This is a genomic window from Roseibium sp. R5 (assembly GCF_055755305.1).
This window is the reverse complement of record NZ_CM146910.1, coordinates 2,812,528-2,835,821: the sequence shown is the minus strand read 5'-3', so window position 1 is coordinate 2,835,821 and position 23,294 is coordinate 2,812,528. Positions and strand designations below refer to the sequence as shown.

15 protein-coding genes are annotated in these 23,294 nt (G+C 57.8%); 7 read left to right on the top strand and 8 right to left on the bottom strand.

Annotated features, from left to right (window positions below; genetic code table 11):
* Both AC0J4F_RS13165 and AC0J4F_RS13160 read right to left on the bottom strand, forming a co-directional pair.
* Complete coding sequence (locus AC0J4F_RS13165) at positions 1 to 3,822, bottom strand: AsmA family protein (protein ID WP_473023687.1); 3,822 nt, start codon at positions 3,820 to 3,822, stop codon at positions 1 to 3.
* Between the two features lie 293 nt (positions 3,823 to 4,115).
* Positions 4,116 to 5,540, bottom strand: a complete 1,425-nt coding sequence (locus tag AC0J4F_RS13160; protein WP_473026430.1) for an FAD-binding oxidoreductase — start codon at positions 5,538 to 5,540, stop codon at positions 4,116 to 4,118.
* A gap of 126 nt (positions 5,541 to 5,666) precedes the next feature.
* On the opposite strand from AC0J4F_RS13160, the gene AC0J4F_RS13155 reads away from it, so the two are divergent.
* The 3 genes from AC0J4F_RS13155 to AC0J4F_RS13145 all read left to right on the top strand — a co-directional run bounded on the left by AC0J4F_RS13155 (position 5,667) and on the right by AC0J4F_RS13145 (position 9,374).
* Positions 5,667 to 6,161: a thioesterase family protein gene (locus AC0J4F_RS13155; protein WP_306150113.1), complete on the top strand. Its 495-nt coding sequence runs from the start codon at positions 5,667 to 5,669 to the stop codon at positions 6,159 to 6,161.
* A 132-nt stretch (positions 6,162 to 6,293) separates the two neighbouring features.
* Complete coding sequence (locus AC0J4F_RS13150; protein WP_133946634.1) at positions 6,294 to 7,943, top strand: chloride channel protein; 1,650 nt, start codon at positions 6,294 to 6,296, stop codon at positions 7,941 to 7,943.
* A 213-nt stretch (positions 7,944 to 8,156) separates the two neighbouring features.
* Positions 8,157 to 9,374, top strand: coding sequence for an NADP-dependent isocitrate dehydrogenase (locus AC0J4F_RS13145; RefSeq protein WP_473023686.1), 1,218 nt, complete (start codon positions 8,157 to 8,159; stop codon positions 9,372 to 9,374).
* A 72-nt stretch (positions 9,375 to 9,446) separates the two neighbouring features.
* Here the strand turns inward: AC0J4F_RS13145 and AC0J4F_RS13140 are convergent, their stop codons facing one another.
* Positions 9,447 to 10,220 carry an SDR family NAD(P)-dependent oxidoreductase gene (locus AC0J4F_RS13140; protein ID WP_473023685.1) on the bottom strand — a complete coding sequence of 258 codons (774 nt, stop codon included), beginning with the start codon at positions 10,218 to 10,220 and terminating at the stop codon, positions 9,447 to 9,449.
* A gap of 107 nt (positions 10,221 to 10,327) precedes the next feature.
* Positions 10,328 to 11,020, bottom strand: coding sequence for an aspartate/glutamate racemase family protein (locus tag AC0J4F_RS13135; RefSeq protein ID WP_133946631.1), 693 nt, complete (start codon positions 11,018 to 11,020; stop codon positions 10,328 to 10,330).
* A gap of 142 nt (positions 11,021 to 11,162) precedes the next feature.
* On the opposite strand from AC0J4F_RS13135, the gene AC0J4F_RS13130 reads away from it, so the two are divergent.
* Entirely contained in the window at positions 11,163 to 11,549 is a 387-nt protein-coding gene (locus AC0J4F_RS13130; protein ID WP_473023684.1) for a hypothetical protein, read from the top strand.
* Positions 11,550 to 11,596: 47 nt separating this feature from the next.
* On the opposite strand, the gene AC0J4F_RS13125 is transcribed toward AC0J4F_RS13130, so the two are convergent.
* From AC0J4F_RS13125 to recA, 3 genes are all read right to left on the bottom strand, one after another.
* Positions 11,597 to 12,871, bottom strand: a complete 1,275-nt coding sequence (locus AC0J4F_RS13125; RefSeq protein WP_473023683.1) for a cyclic nucleotide-gated ion channel — start codon at positions 12,869 to 12,871, stop codon at positions 11,597 to 11,599.
* A gap of 190 nt (positions 12,872 to 13,061) precedes the next feature.
* Complete coding sequence (gene alaS / locus AC0J4F_RS13120) at positions 13,062 to 15,719, bottom strand: alanine--tRNA ligase (RefSeq protein ID WP_473023682.1); 2,658 nt, start codon at positions 15,717 to 15,719, stop codon at positions 13,062 to 13,064.
* Positions 15,720 to 16,029: 310 nt separating this feature from the next.
* Positions 16,030 to 17,097: a recombinase RecA gene (recA, locus tag AC0J4F_RS13115; protein ID WP_133946627.1), complete on the bottom strand. Its 1,068-nt coding sequence runs from the start codon at positions 17,095 to 17,097 to the stop codon at positions 16,030 to 16,032.
* 326 nt (positions 17,098 to 17,423) lie between these two features.
* On the opposite strand from recA, the gene AC0J4F_RS13110 reads away from it, so the two are divergent.
* On the top strand, positions 17,424 to 18,362 hold the full coding sequence (locus AC0J4F_RS13110; protein ID WP_473026429.1) for a PfkB family carbohydrate kinase: 939 nt from the start codon (positions 17,424 to 17,426) through the stop codon (positions 18,360 to 18,362).
* A 100-nt stretch (positions 18,363 to 18,462) separates the two neighbouring features.
* Complete coding sequence (locus AC0J4F_RS13105; protein WP_473023681.1) at positions 18,463 to 19,401, top strand: pseudouridine-5'-phosphate glycosidase; 939 nt, start codon at positions 18,463 to 18,465, stop codon at positions 19,399 to 19,401.
* A 7-nt stretch (positions 19,402 to 19,408) separates the two neighbouring features.
* On the opposite strand, the gene AC0J4F_RS13100 is transcribed toward AC0J4F_RS13105, so the two are convergent.
* The gene (locus AC0J4F_RS13100; RefSeq protein WP_473023680.1) at positions 19,409 to 21,841 is read right to left on the bottom strand and encodes a DUF3772 domain-containing protein; all 2,433 of its coding nucleotides are present in this window, start codon (positions 21,839 to 21,841) and stop codon (positions 19,409 to 19,411) included.
* Between the two features lie 195 nt (positions 21,842 to 22,036).
* Between AC0J4F_RS13100 and AC0J4F_RS13095 the strand changes: the two genes are divergently transcribed.
* Positions 22,037 to 23,134, top strand: coding sequence for a class I SAM-dependent methyltransferase (locus AC0J4F_RS13095; RefSeq protein WP_473023679.1), 1,098 nt, complete (start codon positions 22,037 to 22,039; stop codon positions 23,132 to 23,134).
* Positions 23,135 to 23,294 lie beyond the last annotated feature (160 nt).

Here is a 23,294-nt window from a genome sequence, read left to right as displayed (position 1 = left end):
TCACTGGCCCTCCGGGATACCGAACTGTCCGCTTAAAAGATCGTCGATGGTGATCGGGCCATCGAGTGGCGGGAGGTCCGAGGCGGGTTTGGTTTCAGGTGCAGCGGATGCACCGGTGAGATTCAGATTGTCGTTCGATGCATCAAGCACCGCCCGGATCCGGTCGGTCAGCGGGATCGGGTTATCCGCAGGAGCAATGGCAGGGCTGGCGGCGGTTTCAACAGGTTGCGTGTCAGGCACAACCGGCGCCTGCTTACTGTTCCGCGTTTGCTCCTGCTCCTGGTTCTCCTGCTCAAGCTGTTCTTGCTCCAAACGGAGACGTTCTTCTTCTGCCGCCTGTGCGGCTGCTTCTGCGGCAGCGGCGGCCTCAATCGCTTCCCGCTCGCGCCGCACTTTTGCTTCGGACTGGCGCTTGAGTTCACGCGTCAGGCGGTCCCGCTCCAAAATTTCTGCCTGGAGGCGTTCCACCCGCTCCACTTCCTGCTCAAACGCGCGCAGCGTCAGATATGCGGTGAAGGGCGTGATATCGACACTGCGCGCAGGTGCCTCGACCGGCCCTTCGAACAGCAACCCGATCTGTGGCTCGGCGCCGGTGACTGCATTCTCGCCCGGATCGACCTTGAGCGAGAAATCCGCATCGAGATCATAGGTGTTGAGATCGAGCTGCGCCGATCCGAAGACTTCGGCCTTTTCCGCATCAACCACAACGTTGCGGGCGGAAAGCCGGCCGCCGACCAGTGTCAGCGTTCCTTCCACCTTTTCAAACGGAAGGCTGCCAGCTGACATGTGGCTGAGGAAAACCTCTTCGATCTTGTTGTCCTGCAGATCGAGACCGGCATCGACCGCCCGGGTTACTTGAATAAAGGCCTGTGGGTTCAACCGCTGAACCGTGCCGTCTTGAAGCGTAAAGGACCCGCCACCATTCAATCCTGCAACGATTGCCGCGATCGAACGGCCAATGCCTTCAAATTCGAGGTAAAGATCGCCGGTCCCAGAGACAACCGCCCGTCCATCCGGGCGCCAGGACAGCTGGCGAAGATCCGCGCCGGTCAGCTTCACCCGGCCAGATGCGGCCCCTTCTGCCTCTGACCGGCGGAGGGAGAGGTTTCCGTCAAGCTTGCCGCCCGCATAGGTGCCATTCAGACCATCAAGACGCAGAAGCAGCGGCGTTAACCGGAATTCGGCCCGCGCGGACTGAAGGGCCACGTCTTCATCGAGGTAAAGGTCGTCTGCCCGCAGATCCAGCGTCACATCCAGATCATCCAGAAGCGGCGCGCCAAAGAAGGCCGTTGGCCAAACGCTTGATCCATCACCGAGCGCGTACCATTGGTCCGGCCCCAGCACCAGTTCGCTCAAGGCGCGCAAATCCATCTGGCTGACGTTGAGCTCTCCATTGAAACGGCGGTTCCGCTCGCCCGGGACCGGTGTCAGATCGCCTTCCAGCCGGCCGTCGAACCGGGTATCCCGGAACGTGCCGCTAAAGGACGGCAGTGCCAGACTGGTGCCGACCCCTTCAACAGCCGCTGTGAGCGTTGCAGGCAAGTCACCGGCCATGACCGGCAGAATACGGCCAGAAAGCAACGCAAGCGGTGTCAGATCGGGCGTTTCCAGCGTCCCGGTCAAGGCATAGGCGGCTTCCTCACCTGCCTTGAGGGTCAGTATTCCGGTGGTCTCAATCTTGGTATCGCCCAGCCCAACGGTGCCGCGGGCGTCAAGACCGTTGGAGGGAACGCCCGAGACTTCCGCCAAAATCCGAGCTTCGCCGATCGCCTCAACCGGAAGAACATCAAGGCCGAGTTGCTGCAAAACCGCGCTGCCATCCGCACCGGTCATGGACAGCGAGACGCCCACTTCGGCGTCGTGCCAAGCATCAATCCGACCCTCTAGATTGGACCGGACCGCAACTTCCGTCCCTCCGGCGGTGCCAGTTAATTCAACGGAAAGATCAGTGCCGTTAGCGCGTTCTGCAGCCTTCAGGGACGCATCGAACTGGGCCGGCACAAGGCTAGCTGCGGCTTTTTCCAGCCGGTCAATGAGCGCCGAATCGGGCACCACTCCCTTGACCAGAGCCATCAGACCAGACAGATCCCTGGCATCGAGCGTTCCGGAAACGGCCCCGTTTGGAGCGGTCAGAAGATTGCGGACATCGCCTGTTACATCAATCCGGGCACCGGCAAGATCTGCAGCGAACAAACGATCGATACGCATGTTGCCATCCGCATACTCGGCCTCAAACGCCAGCCCTTCCCCGGCAACGCCTCGGCCCCGCACCTCACGCGCCTGCAAGCGCAACGACACATTGGTAGATCGGCTCTCATCAGATGATGCTTGCGCCGTCGCCCCGCGGAACGGCCGCATCAGGGCCGTCAAAGTCTCCATCTGATCGAGATCCAATGTATCTGCATCAAGAGACAGGGAAAACTCGGCATTGCCACCGCCCCGCGGTTCTCGGTACGCAAGCCCGCCGCGCGCTTCCGAGCCGGCAACTGTGAGACGCAAGTTATCAAGTGCAGCGCCTGCCGGCATCAGGTTCAAACGTCCTTCAACAGCAACAGGCTCCAGAACCGCAGCGCCACTTTCCTGGCTCTGCCACCAGCTGAAAAAAGTTGCGGGCTGATCGGAACGGACGGAGACAGCACCCCGGTAGGTCAACGCCGGCTCAAGACCCAAATCGCCTTGTGTTGCGACCATGGTGCGGCCTGGCAAACGGCCAGCAAGCCGGGCAATCCGCCAGCCTCCCAGCATCGTTTCAAGATCAAGACGCACATTTTGAATGATGCCGCCCCCGGCAACAACAGCCGGGACATCCAGCGACAGGGCGCCATCGATTGTCGGCAGTGGTACGGCCCTTAAAGCACTGACGAGCTGCTGCCCGGCAGCATTGATTTCGACTGGTGCTTGTGGACCGCCACCCAAGAGGCGATCCAAATCCACTTGTTTCGACTGCGCACGAACTTCAAAACGCCGGTCACCGGTGTAAACCAGATCCGCCTCGCCGGTCATGCTGAGCCGTTTGTCTTCCGGTCCGAACCTGAATTCGAATTCGGGCACAGCCACTTCCGCGATATCAGCGGAGAACTGGCCATCGACCGACCAAGTATTCGTATCGCCTTCGTCTAGCGCCACGGAGGTTATGTCGAACGCTCCGTCAAAACGAGGCGCTGCATTCGTCTCGCTCAAGGCGCCATCAAAACTGAAGGTCACCGGTCGATCCGTGGGGGTCACGTCTCCTTTGAGGCGCAGGCTTTCATTGTCGCGAATGCGGCCCGAAGCAAGGCTGACCGTATAGGCGCTCCCGTTCAACGTCAGACTGCCATCGGCGCGGAAGGGACCGGCCAATGTGCGCGCACTGACCGCGAGGTTGCCGTTATCAAGACTGTGCGTCTCGCCCGTACGGGCGTCGATCACTGAGATCGCCCCATCGCGGATCGTGACCTTCTCAAGCGCCACGTCTTCGGGAGGCAGGTCTGCAAGGGCGCCGTCCGCTGTCACCGCGGTCAGCCAGTCCAACCGGCCGGCCTCATCCAGAGACAGCGTCAGATGTGGCCGTTCCAGGGCCATATCGACAACCCGGAACTCGCCTTTCAGGAGCGGCGGCAATTCAACACGCATGTCGAAACGGGAGACGACCAGCAGCGGGTCTTCGGCTTCACCGACACGGACATCGGAGAACCGGATATAGGGCGCAGGCAACAGGCGGAGATCCGCCTCTCCGAGAACGGTCACGCGGTGCCCAAGCACCCGGCTTGCGTAGGTTTCAAAGGTCGACCGGTAGATGGTCCAATCAATGAAAAACGGTCCCACCAGTGCCGTAATCAGCACCAGGACCACTGCAATCCCGAAAGTAATGTAGACCGAGTTCAGGCTGTATCTCCTTAAGGTTCAGCCAATCGTGCCAACTGTTGTTCGGTTTCGCACCTGCTTGTCAGGCCAATCCGGATTTGAAAACAGCCAGCCTCTTCCCCTGTTATTTATCCGATTCCCTACACTATCATGACTGCCGCACAACGTGATCTGCCAGAATCGCGTAAATTCGCGAATTACCTTTGTCCGGCAAGCCGCAGGCAGCCATTTTTGAAGCAGTTTCAAAGCCTCTGCAATTATGCACCAGAGCTTTATGGCAAGATCTTGCCCGGGTTCATGATGTTGTCCGGATCAAGAGCCTGTTTGATCGCCTTCATGAGGCCCAGCCCGTTGCCATGTTCGCGCTCCATGTATTTGCGCTTGCCCTGACCGACACCATGTTCACCGGTGCAGGTGCCGCCCATGTCGATGGCCCGCAAGGACAGCCGCTCAACAAACGCCTTCGCACTGCGCACTGCCTCTGCATCCTCCATATCAACGAGCACCTGAACGTGGAAGTTGCCGTCCCCGACATGACCGACGATCGGGGCGAGCAAGCCTTCTGCCTGAATGTCGTCCGCAGTTGCCTGAACGCAGTCAGCGAGCCGGGAAATCGGGACGCAGACATCCGTGACCATGATATCTGCATCCGGCTTGAGCGACTTGCCGGCCCAATAGGCATCGTGCCGTGCGGTCCAAAGCCGGGTGCGTTCTTCCGCCGCTGTAGCCCATTTGAACGGCCCGCCGCCGAGCTCTTCTGCAATGGCAGAGAACATTTCAGACTGTTCTTTCACGCCCGCTTCAGACCCATGAAACTCCAGGAAAAGCGTTGGGGTTTCGGCGAGATCCAGCTTTGAATAATTGTTGCAGGCCCGCACCTGCAAACTGTCCAAAAGCTCGATCCGGGCAACCGGCAAGCCCATCTGGATCGTGCTGATAACAGCGTTACAGGCCGCCTGGACATCCGGGAACGGGCAAACGCCGCCGGAAATCGCTTCCGGCTGGCCGTGAAGGCGCAAGGTGATTTCCGTGATGATGCCGAGCGTGCCTTCCGAGCCGACCATCAACCGGGTCAGATCGTATCCTGCCGAGGACTTTTTCGCTCTTCCACCGGTGTGGACGATCGACCCATCCGGCATCACAACGGTCAGGGCGACTACGGCGTCCTTCATGGTGCCGTAGCGCACGGCGTTGGTACCGGACGCCCGTGTCGCCACCATGCCGCCAATGCTGGCATCTGCGCCTGGATCAATTGGAAAAAACAGACCTGTGTCCCGAAGATAGCTGTTCAGCTGCTTGCGGGTCACACCGGCTTCAACGGCGCAATCCAGATCTTCCGGATGTACGTCCAGAATACGGTTCATTTGGCTGACATCAATGGAGATCCCCCCATATGGGGCATTCACGTGTCCCTCCAGCGAGGTCCCAGTCCCAAAGGGAATGACCGGCACCTTGGCTGCCGCGCAGAGTTTGACGATGTCGGCAACCTCTTCTGTTGTCTGCGCAAACACAACGGCATCCGGCGGCTGAGTCTCGATCCAGGTAGTGGTGTGCCCATGTTGCTCGCGCAGCGCTGCGGAGGTTGCACACCGTTCGCCAAAGCGGTCCTTCAGTGCCGAGACGAGTCCCTCGACCCCGGCACTCTCGGTTGAACTTTCAAGTGTTTGGGCCGCTCCCGCCAATTCCGGCATTGTCATTTTCTCCGTGGACACGTCTTTTCTTCGTGCTTTTTCATCGCCTATGTTAGCCGCACCTTACAGCAAAAAACCATTGGTCAACGGTCTGAAAATGCCGCAGGCCGATAATATTCGGAGGAGTTTTTCATGCCGATTGCCTGGAAGCCGGAGCCGGTGCGGTGCGATGTGATGACCGTTAAGGACGAATGGATCGACTATAACGGTCATCTGAACATGGCCTACTACAACGTCCTTCTGGATAAAGCCTGCGATCAGGTGTTCGAACAGCTTGGACTTGGGCCGGAGTATGTGAAGGAGCGCAATGCCTCGTTTTTCACCGCAGAAGCCCATGTTTGCTACGTCCGGGAACTCAGTGCCGGAATGCCCGTGATCGTCTCTCTGCAGCTGATCGATTTCGATGAAAAACGGGCTCATTTTTACGAGGAAATGCATCACGCTGAAGAAGGCTGGCTCTCCGCGACATCCGAACAGCTCTGTCTGCATGTGGACATGGGGGCCCGGAAGGTCGCGCCATGGCCGGAAGACATCACGGCAAACCTGCAAGCGCTTGCAGACGCGCACAGCTCGTTGCCCCGTCCGGAGCGGGTCGGACGGCATATCGAGATCAAAAAGAAGAACTAGAACGTAAATTTCAGCACAAATTGCAGTGATTTAGGTCGTTTATCGGTCAACTTGACCTGTATTTTGCGCCCGACTCGAGCGACACTGGTAGACGTAAAGAGTAATGTGCCGTTTCGCCAGCGGACCGACAGAATGCGCAAGATACTAGACGCCGCGAGCCACCTGCCCGACATCCTGATCAGCTGGATCACGCCCAACGTGCGCCAGTACCGATCCAGCCGTCTGCATATCGTCTGGTTGCTTGCACTTATCGTCGGCGTTCTCGTTGCGATTGCCGCCATCATCTTCCGGACTTTGATCGGGCTGATCCAATTGCCCTGGCTGGGAACGGCCACCGAACTCACAATGGAGGCCGCCGCGGCTCAACCCTGGTGGGTCATCTTGGCGGCCCCCACCATTGGCGGTCTCATCGTCGGCTGGATACTGCAGAAATACCACCCCTATCAGCGGGCCGGAGGCGTGGCCGACGTCATTGAAGCACGCGCCTATGGCGGCCGGGGTTTGCCGTTGAAAGCCGGGCTCTGGTCCGGTCTGGTAACTGCGATCTCGCTCGGCGCCGGCGCGAGTGCCGGACGTGAAGGACCCGTTGTCCACCTCGGCGCCACGATTGGCGCTGCCATATGTTCGAAGTTCTCGCTGCCCGATTCAGCGCGCCGGGTCCTTCTGGGTTGCGCTGTTGCCAGTGCGGTCTCAGCCTCGTTCAACGCGCCGATCGCAGGCGTTCTCTTTGCCCATGAAGTGATTCTCGGCCACTACGCCGTTTCCGCTTTCGTGCCGATTGTTCTGGCATCGGTCATGGGCACATTGATCGTCCGCTGGTGGTTCGGCGATGTCGCCGCCTTCGTGATCCCGCAATATGAGATCACGTCTTATCTTGAGATCCCGGCCTTCGCGCTTTTAGGCCTGACATGTGCGGCTGTGGCCATCATTTTCCAGTTCGCGCTGATTGGGACGGACTGGACTGCCCGCAACATCACCATGCCGCTCTGGCTCCGCCCGGTTCTGGGCGGTCTTGCCGTCGGCACGATGGGGATCTTTGTACCCGGCATCCTAGGTGTCGGGTATGAGGCAACTGACCTTGCTCTAAAGCACGAGTTGCCGCTTCAGACCATGCTTATCCTGCTGGTGGCGAAGACCGCGGCAACGGCCATCACTCTCGCCTCGCGGTTTGGCGGCGGAATTTTCTCGCCCGCCCTTTATCTCGGCGCGATGACAGGCGGCGCCTTCGGCTTGATTGCAGCGTCCGTGTTCCCGGAAATGGCCTCAAGCCACGGGCTTTATGCGATCCTTGGCATGGGCGCAGTGGCAGCGGCGGTTCTCGGCGCACCAGTCTCCACGACGATGATCGTCTTTGAGCTGACCGGCGGCTATGCCCTTTCAATTGCACTGCTTCTGTCTGTCTCCATAGCAACCGGGCTGACACAGGCCGTGCATGGCAAGTCCTATTTCCATTGGCAGCTCGGCATGCGTGGGTGTTTTGTCAATGAGGGCGCGCACCGTCTCCTCAGCGAGACTGTGAAGGTGCGCGACTTCATGGATCCGCCCCCGGAAAACGAAGACCCGGACGCCCTCAAGTTCGATCCCGGCTCCGACGGCCCTTACCTGCATGACACGGACAGCTTGGAAAGCGCGCTGAAGAGTTTTGATGCCTGCGGAAAGTCATCGCTGCCCGTGGTGCGCAAGGGCAATGCCACGCGGATCATCGGCACGGCACGGCACGTCCGGGGTCTGCGCTATTTCAACGCCGCCTTGATCAAGGCGACGAAGGAAGAACATGTTTGATCGGAGATCAATATCGGAAACAACCGGACCCGTGCGTCACTGCCGGTATACAATTGACCGCTACGTTTCATAGCGAAACTGATAGTCAGACAAAACTTGCGAGATCGCATCGCATTGTATACACATGCACACAATAATTATTGCATGTGAGAGAGCCGCGAAAAGGCTGTTTCGGACCGTCCCCTTCCTGACCTGACAAGAGGCCGACATTCCATGACCAAGATCAAGGTAGAAAATCCGGTTGTTGAGCTCGATGGCGATGAGATGACGCGGATCATCTGGGCATTCATCAAGGACAAGCTGATCCACCCCTATCTGGATATTGATCTGCACTACTATGATCTGTCGATTCAAAAGCGCGACGAGACCGACGACCAGATCACCGTCGATGCGGCCAACGCCATCAAGGAACACGGGGTCGGCATCAAATGCGCCACCATTACCCCGGACGAAGCCCGCGTTGAGGAATTCGGCCTGAAGCGAATGTATCGGTCGCCGAACGGCACGATCCGGAACATTCTAGGCGGCGTGATCTTCCGCGAGCCGATAATCATGCAAAACGTACCCCGCCTCGTTCCGGGCTGGACCCAGCCGATCATCGTCGGTCGGCATGCGTTTGGCGATCAATACCGCGCAACCGATTTCACCTTCCCCGGCAAGGGCAAGCTAACCATCAAGTTTGTTGGCGACGACGGCACCGAGATCGAACGCGAAGTCTTCGACGCGCCATCCTCCGGTGTCGCGATGGCCATGTACAATCTCGATGACTCCATCCGCGACTTCGCCCGCGCTTCTCTGAACTATGCGCTGGGCCGGAAGGTGCCGTGTTACCTCTCCACCAAAAACACCATCCTGAAAGCCTATGACGGCCGCTTCAAGGATCTGTTCCAGGAAATCTATGAAGCCGAGTTCAAGGAAAAGTTCGCCGAGGCCGGGATCTGGTATGAGCATCGCCTGATCGACGACATGGTTGCAAGCGCCTTGAAATGGTCCGGCGGTTATGTCTGGGCCTGCAAGAACTATGACGGGGATGTTCAGTCCGACACGGTGGCCCAGGGCTTCGGCTCGCTCGGTCTGATGACGTCGGTTCTGATGACCCCGGACGGCAAGACGGTGGAGGCCGAAGCCGCCCATGGCACGGTCACCCGTCATTACCGCCAGCACGAGAAGGGCGAGAGCACATCGACCAACTCGATTGCCTCGATCTTTGCCTGGACACGCGGGCTTGCGCACAGAGCAAAGCTGGACGGCAATGACAAGCTGGCCCGTTTTGCCAAGACTCTGGAGACCGTCTGCATCAAGACCGTTGAAAGCGGCTACATGACCAAGGACTTGGCGTTGCTGGTCGGTCCGGACCAGGGCTGGCTGACAACCACCGGCTTCCTCGACAAGATCGACGAGAACCTGCAAAAGGCGATGGCAGATCTTTAAAGGCCGACTCCGGCGGCGGGACACACCCGAAGCCGGGGCTTCCTTGCTTTCACAGTGAAACGCCTGCTTCGTCTATTTCGCCTGCATTTTTGAAACCATCTTCAAGACCGCCCGGCGCGGCAGCAGCGGGATCACCCAATTGAGCGAGAAGTCGAGCGCCTTCTCGTTGATGGCAACCAGCTTGCCGGCCATCATGGCGTCATAACCGATCTTCGCAACGCTTTCCGGTGTGGCGCCCGAGCGCGTCAATTGCGTGCCTTCAAGATCCGCAACCTTGGCAAACTCGGTCTCGACGTATCCGGGTGCTAGAACCGTCACTTTTACGCCGTTCGGCTTCAACTCTTCATTGAGCGCTTGCGAATAGGAATTGACGAAGGCCTTGGTGGCGAAGTAGACGGCCTGCGATGGCCCGGGCATGAAACCGGCCGTGGACCCGACATTCAGAATATAGCCCTTCCCGCGCTGGGCCATGTCGTGCCCGAACAGCCGGGTCAGTGTCATCAAGGACATGACATTCAGGTCGACCATCGCCTGCTCGCTGGCAAGCTCCCGCTCGATGTGATTGCCCCGGCCGCCAAATCCGGCATTGTTGATCAAAATGCCAATCTCAATCCCTGCCTTGGTGATCTCATCGTACAGCGCTTGAGCGGCTTCGCCTGATCCTACATCCCGCGCAAAGACATGCACCTTGACGCCATGCTTTGCCTCCAGCTCTGTTTTCAACTGTTCGAGAGCGTCTTCACGCCGGGCGACGAGAACAAGGTCTCCACCTTTGGCGGCGTGGTAACGGGCGAATGCGGCACCGATACCTGAAGAGGCTCCGGTGATCAGAGCGGTGGCGGTCATGGTCTTTCCTTTCAAGCTTTGCGATAAAAGTATACTGATGAGTTTACTTTTGCGCAAATGCCCATTGCCGACCGCAGTTTCAAATGTCTCTTATCAGATTTTCGTTTTCAGCCGAGTGCAAAACTGACGGCGGCTTCGGCATGCAGCGCTGTTGTGTTGAAGGCCGGAACGGAAAAGTCAGCTTCTGAAACCAGCAGCCCGATTTCCGTGCATCCGAAAATAACGCCATCGGCCCCAGCAGCGACGGCGCGGTCAACGACGTCAAGATAACGCGCCTTCGAGCGTTCCAACACGTCTCCCTGACAAAGCTCTTCGTAGATGATCCGGTGCACCTCCGCCCGGTCATCAGCCTCCGGGATCCGCACCTCAATCCCGTGTTGATCACGCAGATGACCTTTGTAGAAGTCCTGCTCCATCGTATAGGCGGTTGCAAGCAGCAGGGGCGCTGTGCTGCCTGCTGACTTGATCGCCGGCGCCGTCGCATCGGCAATGTGGATGAGCGGTATGTCGACTGCGTTTTGAACTTCTCCGGCCATTTTGTGCATGGTGTTGGTACAGATCACCAGACACTCTGCACCGCCGCGCTCCAGGTTCTGCGCTGAGTCAATCATGAGCCGCGTTGCCCGTGCCCAGTCGCCATCGGACTGTGCCTTGGCAACATCGGCAAAATCGAAAGACCAAAGCAGACACTTCGCAGAATGCAGGCCGCCAAGCCGATCCCGTGTCAGCCGGTTCAAAAGCTGGTAATATGTGACTGTGCTTTCCCAGCTCATACCGCCGAGCAGACCAATGGTTTTCATGACTGACTTTCATCTTCAAACGTCCGCGCCAGGCGGACAACTTCTTCCCATACGGAAGCTGGTTGAATCAATTTCTGAACAAAGCCGGTTTTTATATGCATTCCAGAGGTTTGTCAGCGCGCTCTTATGCGCCGTCTGCCTCTTGTTCCTCACCACGGCCGCACATGCCCAACCGGTCCAGGAGCCAGCACGAGGCACTGCAGAGCGCTCCGCCATCCTCAACGCGATCCGCCCGCTGGCCGAAGCCCATTTTGGTGCACCGGTCGAATTTGTGGTGAGCTGGCTTAGGGCTGGCGGCGGTTGGGCCTTTGCAGGCGTTGCGCCACAACGGCCCGGAGGCGCGCCAATCGACCTGCGCAATACCGTTTACGCCAGCGAGGCGGACTATATGGACGGTCTTCAAACCTACGTACTGCTTCGCTATCAATATGACCGCTGGAACGTAATTGATTTTGCCGTCGGCCCGACGGATGTCTTCTGGCACGGCCATCCGCTCTACCGGCAGGTCCCACCCGGGTTGACGCCCTGATTGTCATTTGCCGCGGACTTTAGGCAGCTGTTCAGCAGAAAACGGGTTTAGTCAGCCTTCACGGGCCGGCCGTCTTCGAACAACTCCGGCTGCAGATCGTTATCTTCATCGGACGGCACGATGCCCGCCTGTTCCAGTTCTTCTTCAGCGATTTCGCCAAGAACCTTCTTGCCCGCCTCCACCCGTTCCCGGGCTTCGTCCATGATTTTCTTCGCAAGAGCGGCATCCTGATCCATCAGCTGCTGCAAGGCGCCGGCTTCCAGTACAAGCAATTGGCAATCCCGGTAAGCAACGACTGTCGTGCTGCGAATTGCCTGATTGAGGAGTGCCAGCTCGCCAAAAAAATTGCCCTCCCCTAAGAACACCGTGCCGTGTTCCATGCGAATTTCGACTTCACCGCTCGTGATGAAAAACATCCGGTCAGCGATGTCCCCGGCTTCGGCAATGGTGGCCCCTTTGCGCACGTTGAAGGCTTGAAGAAGTTTTGAAACCGACGCCACTTCTGTCGCGCTCAGGTCCTCAAACAAGGGCACGCGGGCAACCATCGACCAGGTAACCACGAAATCCCGGCTGTGGATCTCGCGCGCGAAAGCGGAGGCAATGATACCGACCGGCAACGCGATCAATCCATACCCCATGAGCATCACGACTGCCCCGACCATCTTTCCGAGGTTGCTGATCGGCACAACATCGCCATACCCAACCGTGGTCACCGTGGTGATGGCCCAGTAAATGCCATGCAGGATGCTGCGGAATTTCTCCGGCTGGTGATTGTGTTCAATCAAATACATCAGCGTGGCAGCCATCAGGATCACGCCGAAGATGATCATGCTGGACCCGATGAGCGCCTTGCGTTCTGCGGCAACAGCGGAAATGAGGGAGCGCAGCGCCGGGGAATAACGGGCAAGCTTGAGAAACCGCAACAAGCGCAAAATGACAATCATTGTCACCGCCTGGTTCGGCAAAACCAGAACCAGAACCAAGGGCAAAGCGCCGATGAGATCGACAATCGCATCCGGATGAAGCGCATAGCGCAACCGGGCTCCGACCGGACCGTAGCGGCGCATCGGTGGGTGAAGATCCGCCACATAGAGTCTCAGGATGTATTCGACCAGAAAAATGACGCCGGAGCCGAGCTGCAAAAACCTTAGATGCGGGCCGAACGTGTCCCGGATTTCCGGCACTGTCTCCAAGACGGCAAACACGACATTTGCCACAATCAGGAAGATCAGAAAATTGCGCAGGCTTTGCGCGGCAAGACGGCGTTTACCGGTATCTTCAAGCACTTCGTAGAGTGCGCGTTTATAATCATGGCCGGGCACAGGCTGTCCTGTTTGCAGTGGACTGAACTTTCAAAAGACATAGCCGAAGTTTCGAATTGCGCAAAATAATCGTGTGGAAGCGCAAGTGCATATCTGCAGACCGGCAAGCTGCACCAAGAGCAATCACAAAAGGGGCGGAAGACTTTGCGCTCCCGCCCCTTTTTAAGTTCCGTGTGCTGTCAGGTCAGTTTCAAAGACCGGCCAAATGCGCCTCAATCGCAGAAACGGCACTGTCGGCTTTCGCCCCATCCGGGCCGCCAGCCTGTGCCATGTCCGGACGGCCACCGCCGCCACGACCGCCGAGCGCCTCAGAGCCGATCCGCACCAGATCCACGGCACTCACCTTTTCGGTCAAATCCTTCGTGACCGCGGTGACAATCGCCGCTTTCCCATCTTCCGCAACGTTGATGAGCACAACCACACCGGACCCGAGCTGGGTCTTGGCGTCGTCCGCCATGCCTTTCAGGTCCTTCGGGTTGATGCCTTCGACGGTGCGCGCCATCAGTTTGAAACTGCCGGCATCCTTAACCGGCGTTCCGCCGTCCGCGCCGCCGCCCATTGCGAGCTTCTTGCGCGCATCAGCCAGTTCTTTTTCCAGCTTGCGCCGTTCCTCGACAAGCTGAGCAACACGGGATGGAACATCCCCAGCACCCACCTTCAAGATCCCGGCAACTTCCCGCAGGCGTTTGTCCTGTCCATCGAGATAAGCCCGCGCTTCAGCGCCGGTCAACGCTTCGATCCGGCGGACACCGGCAGCAACGGCACCTTCTGAAACCAGCGTTACGAGGCCAATATCGCCGGTCCGCTTCACGTGCGTTCCGCCGCAAAGCTCCAGTGAATAAGGCTTGCCCTTCTTATCGCCATGAAGCGCTGTGCCCATGGAGACGACGCGGACTTCTTCGCCGTATTTCTCACCGAAGAGCGCCATGGCGCCAGCCTCGATCGCGTCATCGACCGCCATCAAACGGGTTTCGACAGACGCATTCTGCAGGACGATCTCGTTGGCGAAGGTTTCGACCGTTGCCAGCTCGTCATCACTCACCGGCTTCGGATGCGAGAAGTCGAAGCGCAGCCGGTCCGGTGTTACCAAAGACCCCTTCTGCGCAACGTGTGTTCCAAGCACCTCCCGCAAGGCTTCATGCACGAGGTGAGTTGCCGTGTGGTTGGAGCGGACAGACGACCGGCGATCGTGATCGACTTTGAGTTCGAGGGCAAGGCCCGGTGTTGCGGTGCCTTCTTCAACCGTCACCACATGCACAAAGAGGCCGTCCGCCTTCTTTTGTGTATCAGTGACGATGATTTTGACACCTGGCGCGGTCATCACACCCGTATCGCCGACCTGACCACCGCTTTCACCGTAGAACGGTGTCTGGTTGAGAACGACAAAACCGCTTTGACCAGCTTTCAGCTCGCTGGTCTCCGCGTCATCTGCCGCCAAGCCCGCGATGACACCTTCCGCAACCTCGGTCTCATAGCCGAGGAAGTCGGTGGCACCATACTTTTCTTTCATGGCGAACCAAACGGCTTCGGTTGCCGCACCGCCTGAACCGGACCAGGCCGCACGCGCTTCCGCTTTCTGGCGCTCCATGGCGGCATCAAAACCGTCCGTATCGACGGTGATGTCCCGGACCCGCAACGCATCCTGCGTCAGATCCAGTGGGAAACCGTAGGTGTCATAGAGCTTGAAGGCCGTTTCGCCGTCGAGCTGACCACCAGCGGTCAAATCTTCGGTTGCTGTGTCCAGCAATCCAAGGCCGCGCTCCAGCGTTTTGCGGAACCGGGTTTCTTCCAGCTTCAGCGTTTCGGTAATCAACGCTTCGGCCCGTGTCAGCTCTGGATAGGCCCTGCCCATTTCACGGATCAGCGACGGGACCAACTTGTGCATCAGCGGCTCGCGCGCGCCCAACAGGTGCGCGTGACGCATGCCACGGCGCATGATCCGGCGCAGAACATAGCCGCGGCCCTCGTTCGACGGCAGCACGCCGTCGGCGATCAAAAAGCTGGTGGAGCGCAGGTGATCCGATATCACCCGGTGGCTCGAAAGTGCATCACCGGACGCCTCAACACCTGTTTCGTGCTCCGAGGCGGAGATCAAGGCGCGGAACAGGTCGATGTCATAGTTGTTGTGGACGCCTTGCAGAACGGTCGCAAGACGCTCAATGCCCATGCCGGTGTCGATGGACGGGCGCGGCAAATCGAGACGCGCGTCCGGTGTTTGCTCGTACTGCATGAAGACGAGGTTCCAGATCTCGACGAACCGGTCCCCATCTTCTTCCGGCGTTCCTGGAGGGCCGCCCCAGATGTGGTCGCCGTGATCGTAGAAGATTTCCGAACACGGGCCGCATGGACCGGTGTCCCCCATGGTCCAGAAATTGTCGGAGGTCGGGATGCGGATGATCTTATCATCGGACAGACCAGCGATCTTTTTCCAGAACACGGCCGCATCATCGTCTTCTGCATAGACAGTCACCAGCAGGCGGTCCTTCGGAAGACCGTATTCCTTGGTGATCAGGTTCCAGGCCAGCTCAATCGCACGTTCCTTGAAATAGTCACCGAAGGAAAAGTTACCGAGCATTTCGAAAAATGTGTGGTGGCGCGCCGTATAACCGACATTGTCGAGATCGTTGTGCTTGCCGCCTGCGCGCACGACCTTCTGCGCGGTAACGGCCCGGCTGTAATCCCGCGTCTCCAGACCTGTAAAGACGTTCTTGAACTGGTTCATGCCCGCATTCGCGAACATCAGCGTCGGATCATTGCGGGGAACCAGCGGGCCGGAGTCGACCACCTCGTGGTCGTTGGCCTTGAAGTAATCCAGAAATGCGGAGCGGATTTCGTTTACGCCGGTCATTCACGTCTCGCTTAGATCCGGACCCGCGTCTGGGTCCTAAAGAAACATCGACAAAGGTGCGTGGCAGAGAAACTCCTTGCGCACCGGAACAGCCTTTTAACTTTCGGCACACGGTGTGTCCAGCGGTCTCAGCCTGAGTTTCTGCGGTCCGGATCGAACTTTTGAGTGCCGTCTGAAGACGCAAACACGCAGGTACCCCTGTTCGACAAAAGGCCCTCCCGGATCAACTCAGGGAGGGCCATTTATCTTCTTAGAACACCGGGCCATCGCTTCAACAAGCGAAAGGTTCCGGTATCAGCACGGCACGAACCTAATCGTCGTCTTCTTCACCGCCTGCCGGATCGATGATGGCCTCGGCAATGAGACCAGCGTTCTGGCGGATGGCCAATTCGATCTCGTCAGCGATCTCTTTGTTGTCGCGCAAGAACTGCTTCGAGTTTTCCCGACCCTGACCGAGCCGTTGGCTGTTATAGGAGAACCAGGCACCGGACTTCTCGACAATGCCGCCCTTGACGCCAAGGTCGATCAACTCGCCCATCTTGGAAACGCCTTCGCCATAAATGATGTCAAACTCGACCTGACGGAATGGCGGGGCAAGCTTGTTTTTGACCACCTTGACGCGGGTCTGGTTGCCCACAACCTCGTCCCGGTCCTTGATCGCGCCGATGCGGCGAATGTCAAGACGGACGGATGCGTAGAACTTCAAGGCGTTGCCGCCCGTGGTGGTTTCCGGAGAACCGAACATCACGCCGATCTTCATGCGGATCTGGTTGATGAAGATCACCATGCAATTCGACTTGGAGATCGACGCCGTCAGTTTCCGCAAGGCCTGGCTCATGAGACGCGCCTGCATCCCCGGCAGGCTGTCCCCCATCTCACCTTCAAGCTCAGCTTTAGGTGTCAGCGCGGCGACCGAATCGATGACCAGCACATCAATCGCACCAGACCGGACAAGCGTATCGGCAATTTCCAGAGCCTGTTCCCCGGCATCCGGCTGGGAAATGAGCAGGTTGTCGATATCAACACCCAGTTTGCGGGCATAAATCGGGTCAAGCGCATGCTCGGCATCAACGAACGCACAAATGCCGCCGGTCTTCTGTGCCTCGGCCACCGTGTGCAGAGCCAGTGTCGTCTTACCGGAGGATTCCGGTCCGTAGATCTCGACAATCCGGCCTTTCGGCAGACCGCCAATACCAAGGGCGATGTCCAGACCAAGCGAGCCTGTGGAGACGGATTGTACCTCCACGGCCTGCCCCTGGCCCATTCGCATGATGGAGCCTTTGCCAAAGGCCCGTTCGATCTGGCTGAGCGCTGCGTCGAGCGCTTTTGTCTTGTCCATCTGGCTGCTTTCTACGAGACGAAGTGTACTTTGCGACATGGCTGAACGCTCCTTATTCCATGATGGACGCGCTGTTTCAATCCGCTCCTTTGTACCTATTTTGTTCTCATTTTTCAAGTCACCAAAACCGATTGGTATATAATTGGATTTTGCCGTTTGTTTCCAATATGTTCTCACATCGACACTTAAAGAATAACGCAAGGTAAGTTAAATTTGGAACATTCGGAGACCGGGCATCTTGAGAGAATCACGGAGCGGCCGGCTGGTTGCGAACAAACACGCGATCTGCTAGCCCGCCGGTCTTCAAATTTTCTGCAGGGACGTCCAAGCTGAAATGGCACTCCCTCGCCTTTATCGATGTGATGATGACAAACGTGTCCCCTTCCTCTACCCTACCGGTCTTGTGTATCGGCGCGATCCACCACGATACGCTTGCCCATGGCAGCGAGGTCTATTGCCCGGAAACGTCAACACCGGCGAAGCTGACAGCAAAGCCCGGCGGAGTTGCGACTAACATTGCACGGACACTTGTTCGGCTGGACATTCCAACCGGGCTCGCCGGGGCAATTGGAGCCGATGGCGCGGGTGCGAGCCTATCGGAACAACTGACCGCCGATGGGATCGAACTTTACACTCTGGAACGTGCCGGATTTTCGACGGGTCAATACATAGCCTTTCACAATCCGGACGGATCGCTCGCGGCTGCAAGCGTGGATGACAGGGTGTTAAGTGAGGCTGCTGCTGATCTCTTTGACCCGATCTTCGTGGCAATTTCAGGACCGTTGAAAACCGGGCTGTGGTTTATGGATGCAAACCTGCCGGATCTGCTCTTGAAGTCCGTTTCTGATCGCGCGCCTGAAGGCAGACTGGTCGCAAACGCTGTTTCCAATGCCAAAGCCACCCGGCTGCTGCCGCTTCTACCGAAACTCCATTGCCTGATGCTCAATCGCGGCGAAGCGCTCGCGATGACCGGTAAGACCCCAGAGACATCGAGCGAAGACCTGCTCCGCGACCTTCAACGCCGCGGCGCGAGGCGCGTCGTCCTGACCAATGGCAAATCCGATGTGCTTGTCCTCAACGAAGAGGCAATCACCGCCCATGAGACCCTTGCAACCCAAATCGTTGACGTGACCGGTGCCGGAGATGCTTTGACCGCCGGCACAATTGCCGGTCTCAGCCGGGGGTATCCTTTGAACGATGCCGTTCCGCTCGGGCTTCGGGTCGCCGCCATCACACTGAAAAGCACCGGAGCCCTGGCAGAGGGATTATCATGGGACGCCCTGGCAACCCTGGATAAAATTTGACCAGATGGACAAATGCCGCACTTGGCGGCTTCAATTCCAATGTCTATAAGGCGCAAAATTCTCCCGGCTCCGGCCGACTTGCCACACATCTAAAAGGCTTTTGCTTGTGACACAAACCGCCCAATCCGCCGCTTTGAAAAGCCTGATCGTCTACAGCGACGAAGTCCGTGATGCGCTCGCCGCCAACAAGCCGCTCGTTGCGCTGGAATCGACCATCATCACTCACGGCATGCCGTTTCCGCGGAACGTGGAAACAGCCCGGCAGGTCGAAGCTGATATTCGGGACAACGGTGCTGTTCCGGCAACGATTGCCATTATGGACGGAAAGATCCATGTCGGGCTGTCCGATACGGATCTCGACCGGCTTGCCCAGGCCGAAGATGTCATGAAGTGCTCACGGGCGGATCTCACTTTTGCACTTGCCACTGGCCGCTACGGCGCAACAACGGTGGCCGCGACGATGATGGCGGCGCACGCAGCTGGCATCAAAGTCTTCGCAACCGGTGGGATCGGCGGTGTGCACAAGGGCGCAGAGCAAAGCTTCGATATCTCGGCGGATCTCGATGAACTCGCCCGCACGCCTGTCTGTGTCGTATGTGCTGGCGCCAAGGCGCTTTTGGACATTCCGAAAACCCTTGAAGTTCTGGAAACAAAAGGCGTTCCGGTTGTTGCCTACGGGACTGACGAATTGCCGGCCTTCTGGTCCCGCGAAAGCGGCCTCAGCGCTCCCTACCGTCTTGATACGCCAAACGAGATCGGTGCGCTTTTGAAGGTGCGGGAGAACTTTGCAGATCATGGCGGTGTGCTGATCACCAACCCGGTCCCGGAGACAGATGAAATTCCCCGCGATGAAATGTCAGGTTTCATCGACGCGGCCATCAAGACAGCAGCTGAGCAGAATGTGACCGGCAAAGACGTCACACCATTCGTCCTCGGCAACATCCTTGAGCTCACCAATGGCCGCAGCCTCGACACCAATATTGCGTTGGTGCACAACAATGCGCGTCTCGCCGCAAGAATTGCCGCCGAACTGGTCTGATCAGGCTTTACGAAGAGGCCGGTGTTTCATTGGCCTCTTCCCGTTTTTCCAGGGCTGAAATCAGCTTTTCCATATCCCTGAAATGAATATCCTGTTGCGGGAACGGGATTTCGATGCCCGCTTTTCCAAGCTCATTGTAGATCGTGAAGTAAAGGTCCGACTGGGTGGTCAGGATATTGTTCACATCCTTCAAATAGCAACGCAATTCCAGATTGAGCGCACTGTCTCCCATCCCGATGAACAGGACGAACGGATACGGATACCGCGCAATCGTGTAATGCGCCCGGGCAGCACCAATTAGAATTTCTTTCACTTCTTCCAGATCGCTCCCGTAAGCGACCCTGATCGGCAGAATCAGACGGCCAGTCTTGTTGCTCAGGGTCATGTTTCGCACCGTGCCGGCAATCAGATCCGAGTTCGGAATGATAACATCGTGACGATCAAACGTTTCGATCCGCGTCGACCGAACAGAGATTTTCCGCACATAACCCGACTGCCCTGAGACTTCGATCCAATCGCCTTCCTTGATCGGGCGTTCGACCAGCAAAATGATGCCGGAGACAAAGTTGGAGACGATTGTCTGGAGGCCAAAACCAATGCCAACAGACAGCGCACCGGCGACCACTGCGAGGCTGGAGAGATTGAGACCAGCGGTGGAGACCGCAATCAACGCCGCCAGCGTCAAGCCGACATACCCGGTTCCAGTGACGATGGCTGTCTGCGCACCGATGTCCATACGCGTTTGCGGAAGAACGGACGTCCGCAAAAGCCGTTTCAGCCAGCGCGTGACCAAAACCCCAGCACCGAAGACCACGATCAAGATCAGCAGCGTGTCAAGAGACAGCCGGATGTCACCCAGCTGGACGCCCCCCATAAACAACCGCCAGGCATCTGCAATATCGGTTGGCCGCGCGCCCCAAGTCATGGCGATCAGCGGAGCAAACACAATGACCAGAGCGATAATCAAGCCGAGCGAAATGAGGATGGGAACCGGCTCCGTTGCATCCCTTTTTGTCGCCGTCCGCACCAAGGCAAGCGCGAGGTGATAGAACATGAACCCAAGCCCGAGTTGAGCGAGTGTCACGATCATCGGGATAATTGCCGCCCGGGCCATCAAGACATACCCGGCCAGGGTCAAAATGAAGGCAATCACAGCGGATGCCTTCATCAGCACGGACATTGAAAACAGAAAACCGGAGTCCCGCGGATTGACTGAGGCTTCTTCCACCCCGGCCTCATCCTCCTCGTCAGGGTCTTCTGCTTCAGGCTGACCCGCATCCGCGGCGGGCGTGTTCGGTCTCAAAACCCCAGCGAGCGACCAAAGAAAAATGGACGCCGCAGCGATGAGGGGCAACGAGATCACAGACAGCGCAGCTTCGCCAAACGCATTGTCCCTCTGCAGCGCTTCCAGAGTGATTTCCAGCATCAGGAAAATGCCGAGACCCAAGCAGAACCACAGCCCGCGTTTCGCGCTTCGCTCTTCAAGATCCAAAAGACGCCATCGGGTTTGCTCCGGCGCGAACAGTGTGTGTCCGAGCCACATGGCAAGCACAACGGCCAATGCAGACGCAGGCGCTGCGATCAGTGCGGTTCGGGCCGCATTGGGTTGAATATCAAGGATCCGGATGACGGCCAGGAAGGAGATCAGGCCGATCGCGGGCAAGATGAGATAACTCAGATTGTATAATACCGCCGCCAGGATGACCCGAAAGCCCCCTTCCTGCTGCAAGCTAAATCTCAGAAGAAAGCGATGGATCGGAAACCGGAGCCAGAACAAAAAGGCCAGGCCAAAAACCACAAGTGCGATTGAAATCGGCACCGTCTGCCCGAGCGATTTGGAAACACTCGGCCGAGCCAGCTGGTTCTGAATGTCCCGCTCAAGCCGTTGTTGGTACTGCTGAATTTCGGCAACCGCCGAACTCCAGGTCGAAGGAAAGACGGGAGATGGAAACCGCTGGGTGAGTTGGTCGAGGGTTTTGGAGCGTATATGCCGATCAATGGCGTGGATCAGAGCAGCGGCCCGAAATTGAATTTCTTTTGCCTGAATGACCGGCGCGTTGGCGTCGGCAACAGCATTTATCAGCTCCGCGCGGCGCGCCGCAATATCATCGGCTTCCTTTTGGCCGCTCGGGGGCACGGGCCCGAGAGCATCAAGCTGGGCCTGCAAGGCATCCGCCTCAATGCTTCCGAGATTAACGATGGCAGCATTGCGGTCCCGAACCGAGACCAACTGGCTGCGCAACAGCTCCAACGTCCGGATTGAGACTGTCCCTTGCTCAAGCGCATGGGTTGCCCGGGCAAAAAGCTCATCCGCCGAAGACGGCAACCCCAATGCATCGGTTTGTTCGGCATCGCCATTTTGCGCTGAAGCGGGTGCAATGGGCAGCGCAGCCGCTGTCCAAAAGATCAAAAGTGTGCCCAGAAGCTGGATAAAACGCATCAATGAATGCCGCCTGACAAACTGCTTTGTATCGTTTTCACACTGACCGCCTTTGGTGACCAGTCAATAGAAAGCCGCACGTAACCGGCTATCGCCCACTGTTGCTTTCGATCTGGTTTGTTGTTGCCCCTTGCGGAGACGTCAGGGATTGGTCTTTCCTAATCTCATCTGCCATTTTTTACGAAAGGCAATGGCATGACGGATGAGAAGACCGGCCCAGACACCGCGACCGAACATATGGTCGATTACGACCGGAACTCTTACATGCAGAGCAATCTGGTCAAAAGTAGAGCAGACTGGATAGAAAGAGCTGTTCGGGACATCGGTCCGCAGAAAACGGAATTCCGGCATCTCGATCTCGGCTGCGGCCCGGGTCATACGGCAATAGAGGCAGTCAAACCTTCTATCGTGACCTACCGTCGAACTTCTCCAAACGGCCGCATCGCCATCTGTCACGGCGATCAACCACACAATGACTGGAAGGGCTTGTTTGGTCTCGTATTCTCAGAATCTGGTTATCTACAAGACCAAAATATCCGGACAGAGGCCTCGATCGGATCCTTTTATGACGTTTTGGCCGCCCCGGATTCGGTCTCGTTGGCGACCTGTTTTGTGGCCAGCCATTGGCTGTCGCGCCCCCTGCTAATCTCGTCGCCCGGCACGGTCTGGTATGCCGACCTTGAGGGCGAGGCCCGGGCCGCCTACGAAGATCTCGCAAGATCCGACTGGACCAGATTCTTGAGAAGCCGGGCAATCGAACTTGCACCCGGCGGCTATTTGATCGTCTCGACCCTTGGAAGCACGCCGGACCTTGAGGAGATCAACGGCATCCGCGGATCAGCCCGCCACCTTTACCGGGCCATTCACAAGGTCGCCGCGACGATGGTCACCGATGGGCTATTATCCGAAGAGGCTCTTGACCGGTTCATATTTCCGCTCTGGTTTCCCTCAGTCAGCGACGCTGTTGGTCCGCTCATTCAAAACGAGGATCTGGAGGCTGCGTTCGAAGTGATTGAGGCCTCCGTCACCGACGCTGCAATAAACCCGCAAGACGCTTATCAAGACTGGCTGGCGGACCCTGAAAAATACGCTGAGCTCTACACTGGGTATGTCAGAGGCTTTGGAGAATCGTCTCTCCGCCTGCACCTGTTTGAAAAATCGGTCAAAACCGTTGATGAGGCGGATGCCTTGACTGCAACGTTTTTCGAGCGCTTCGAAGAGCTCTACCGAGCCGAGCCCGGCCGGTATGCATCCGAAACACTCACGATGACCCTCGTATTGCGTCGGCGATGATCTTATGTCCAAGGTCCGCTCAAAGGCCAAACAAGGCTGACCCGTAATGCAAAAAGACTGTCATCTCATAGCTGTAAGGCTAAGTGACCTAACGGGATGGGTTTTCATTGACAACATGCCCGTTGGCAGTCCTATGTGAAGCGCTGTAGTCATTCGGACC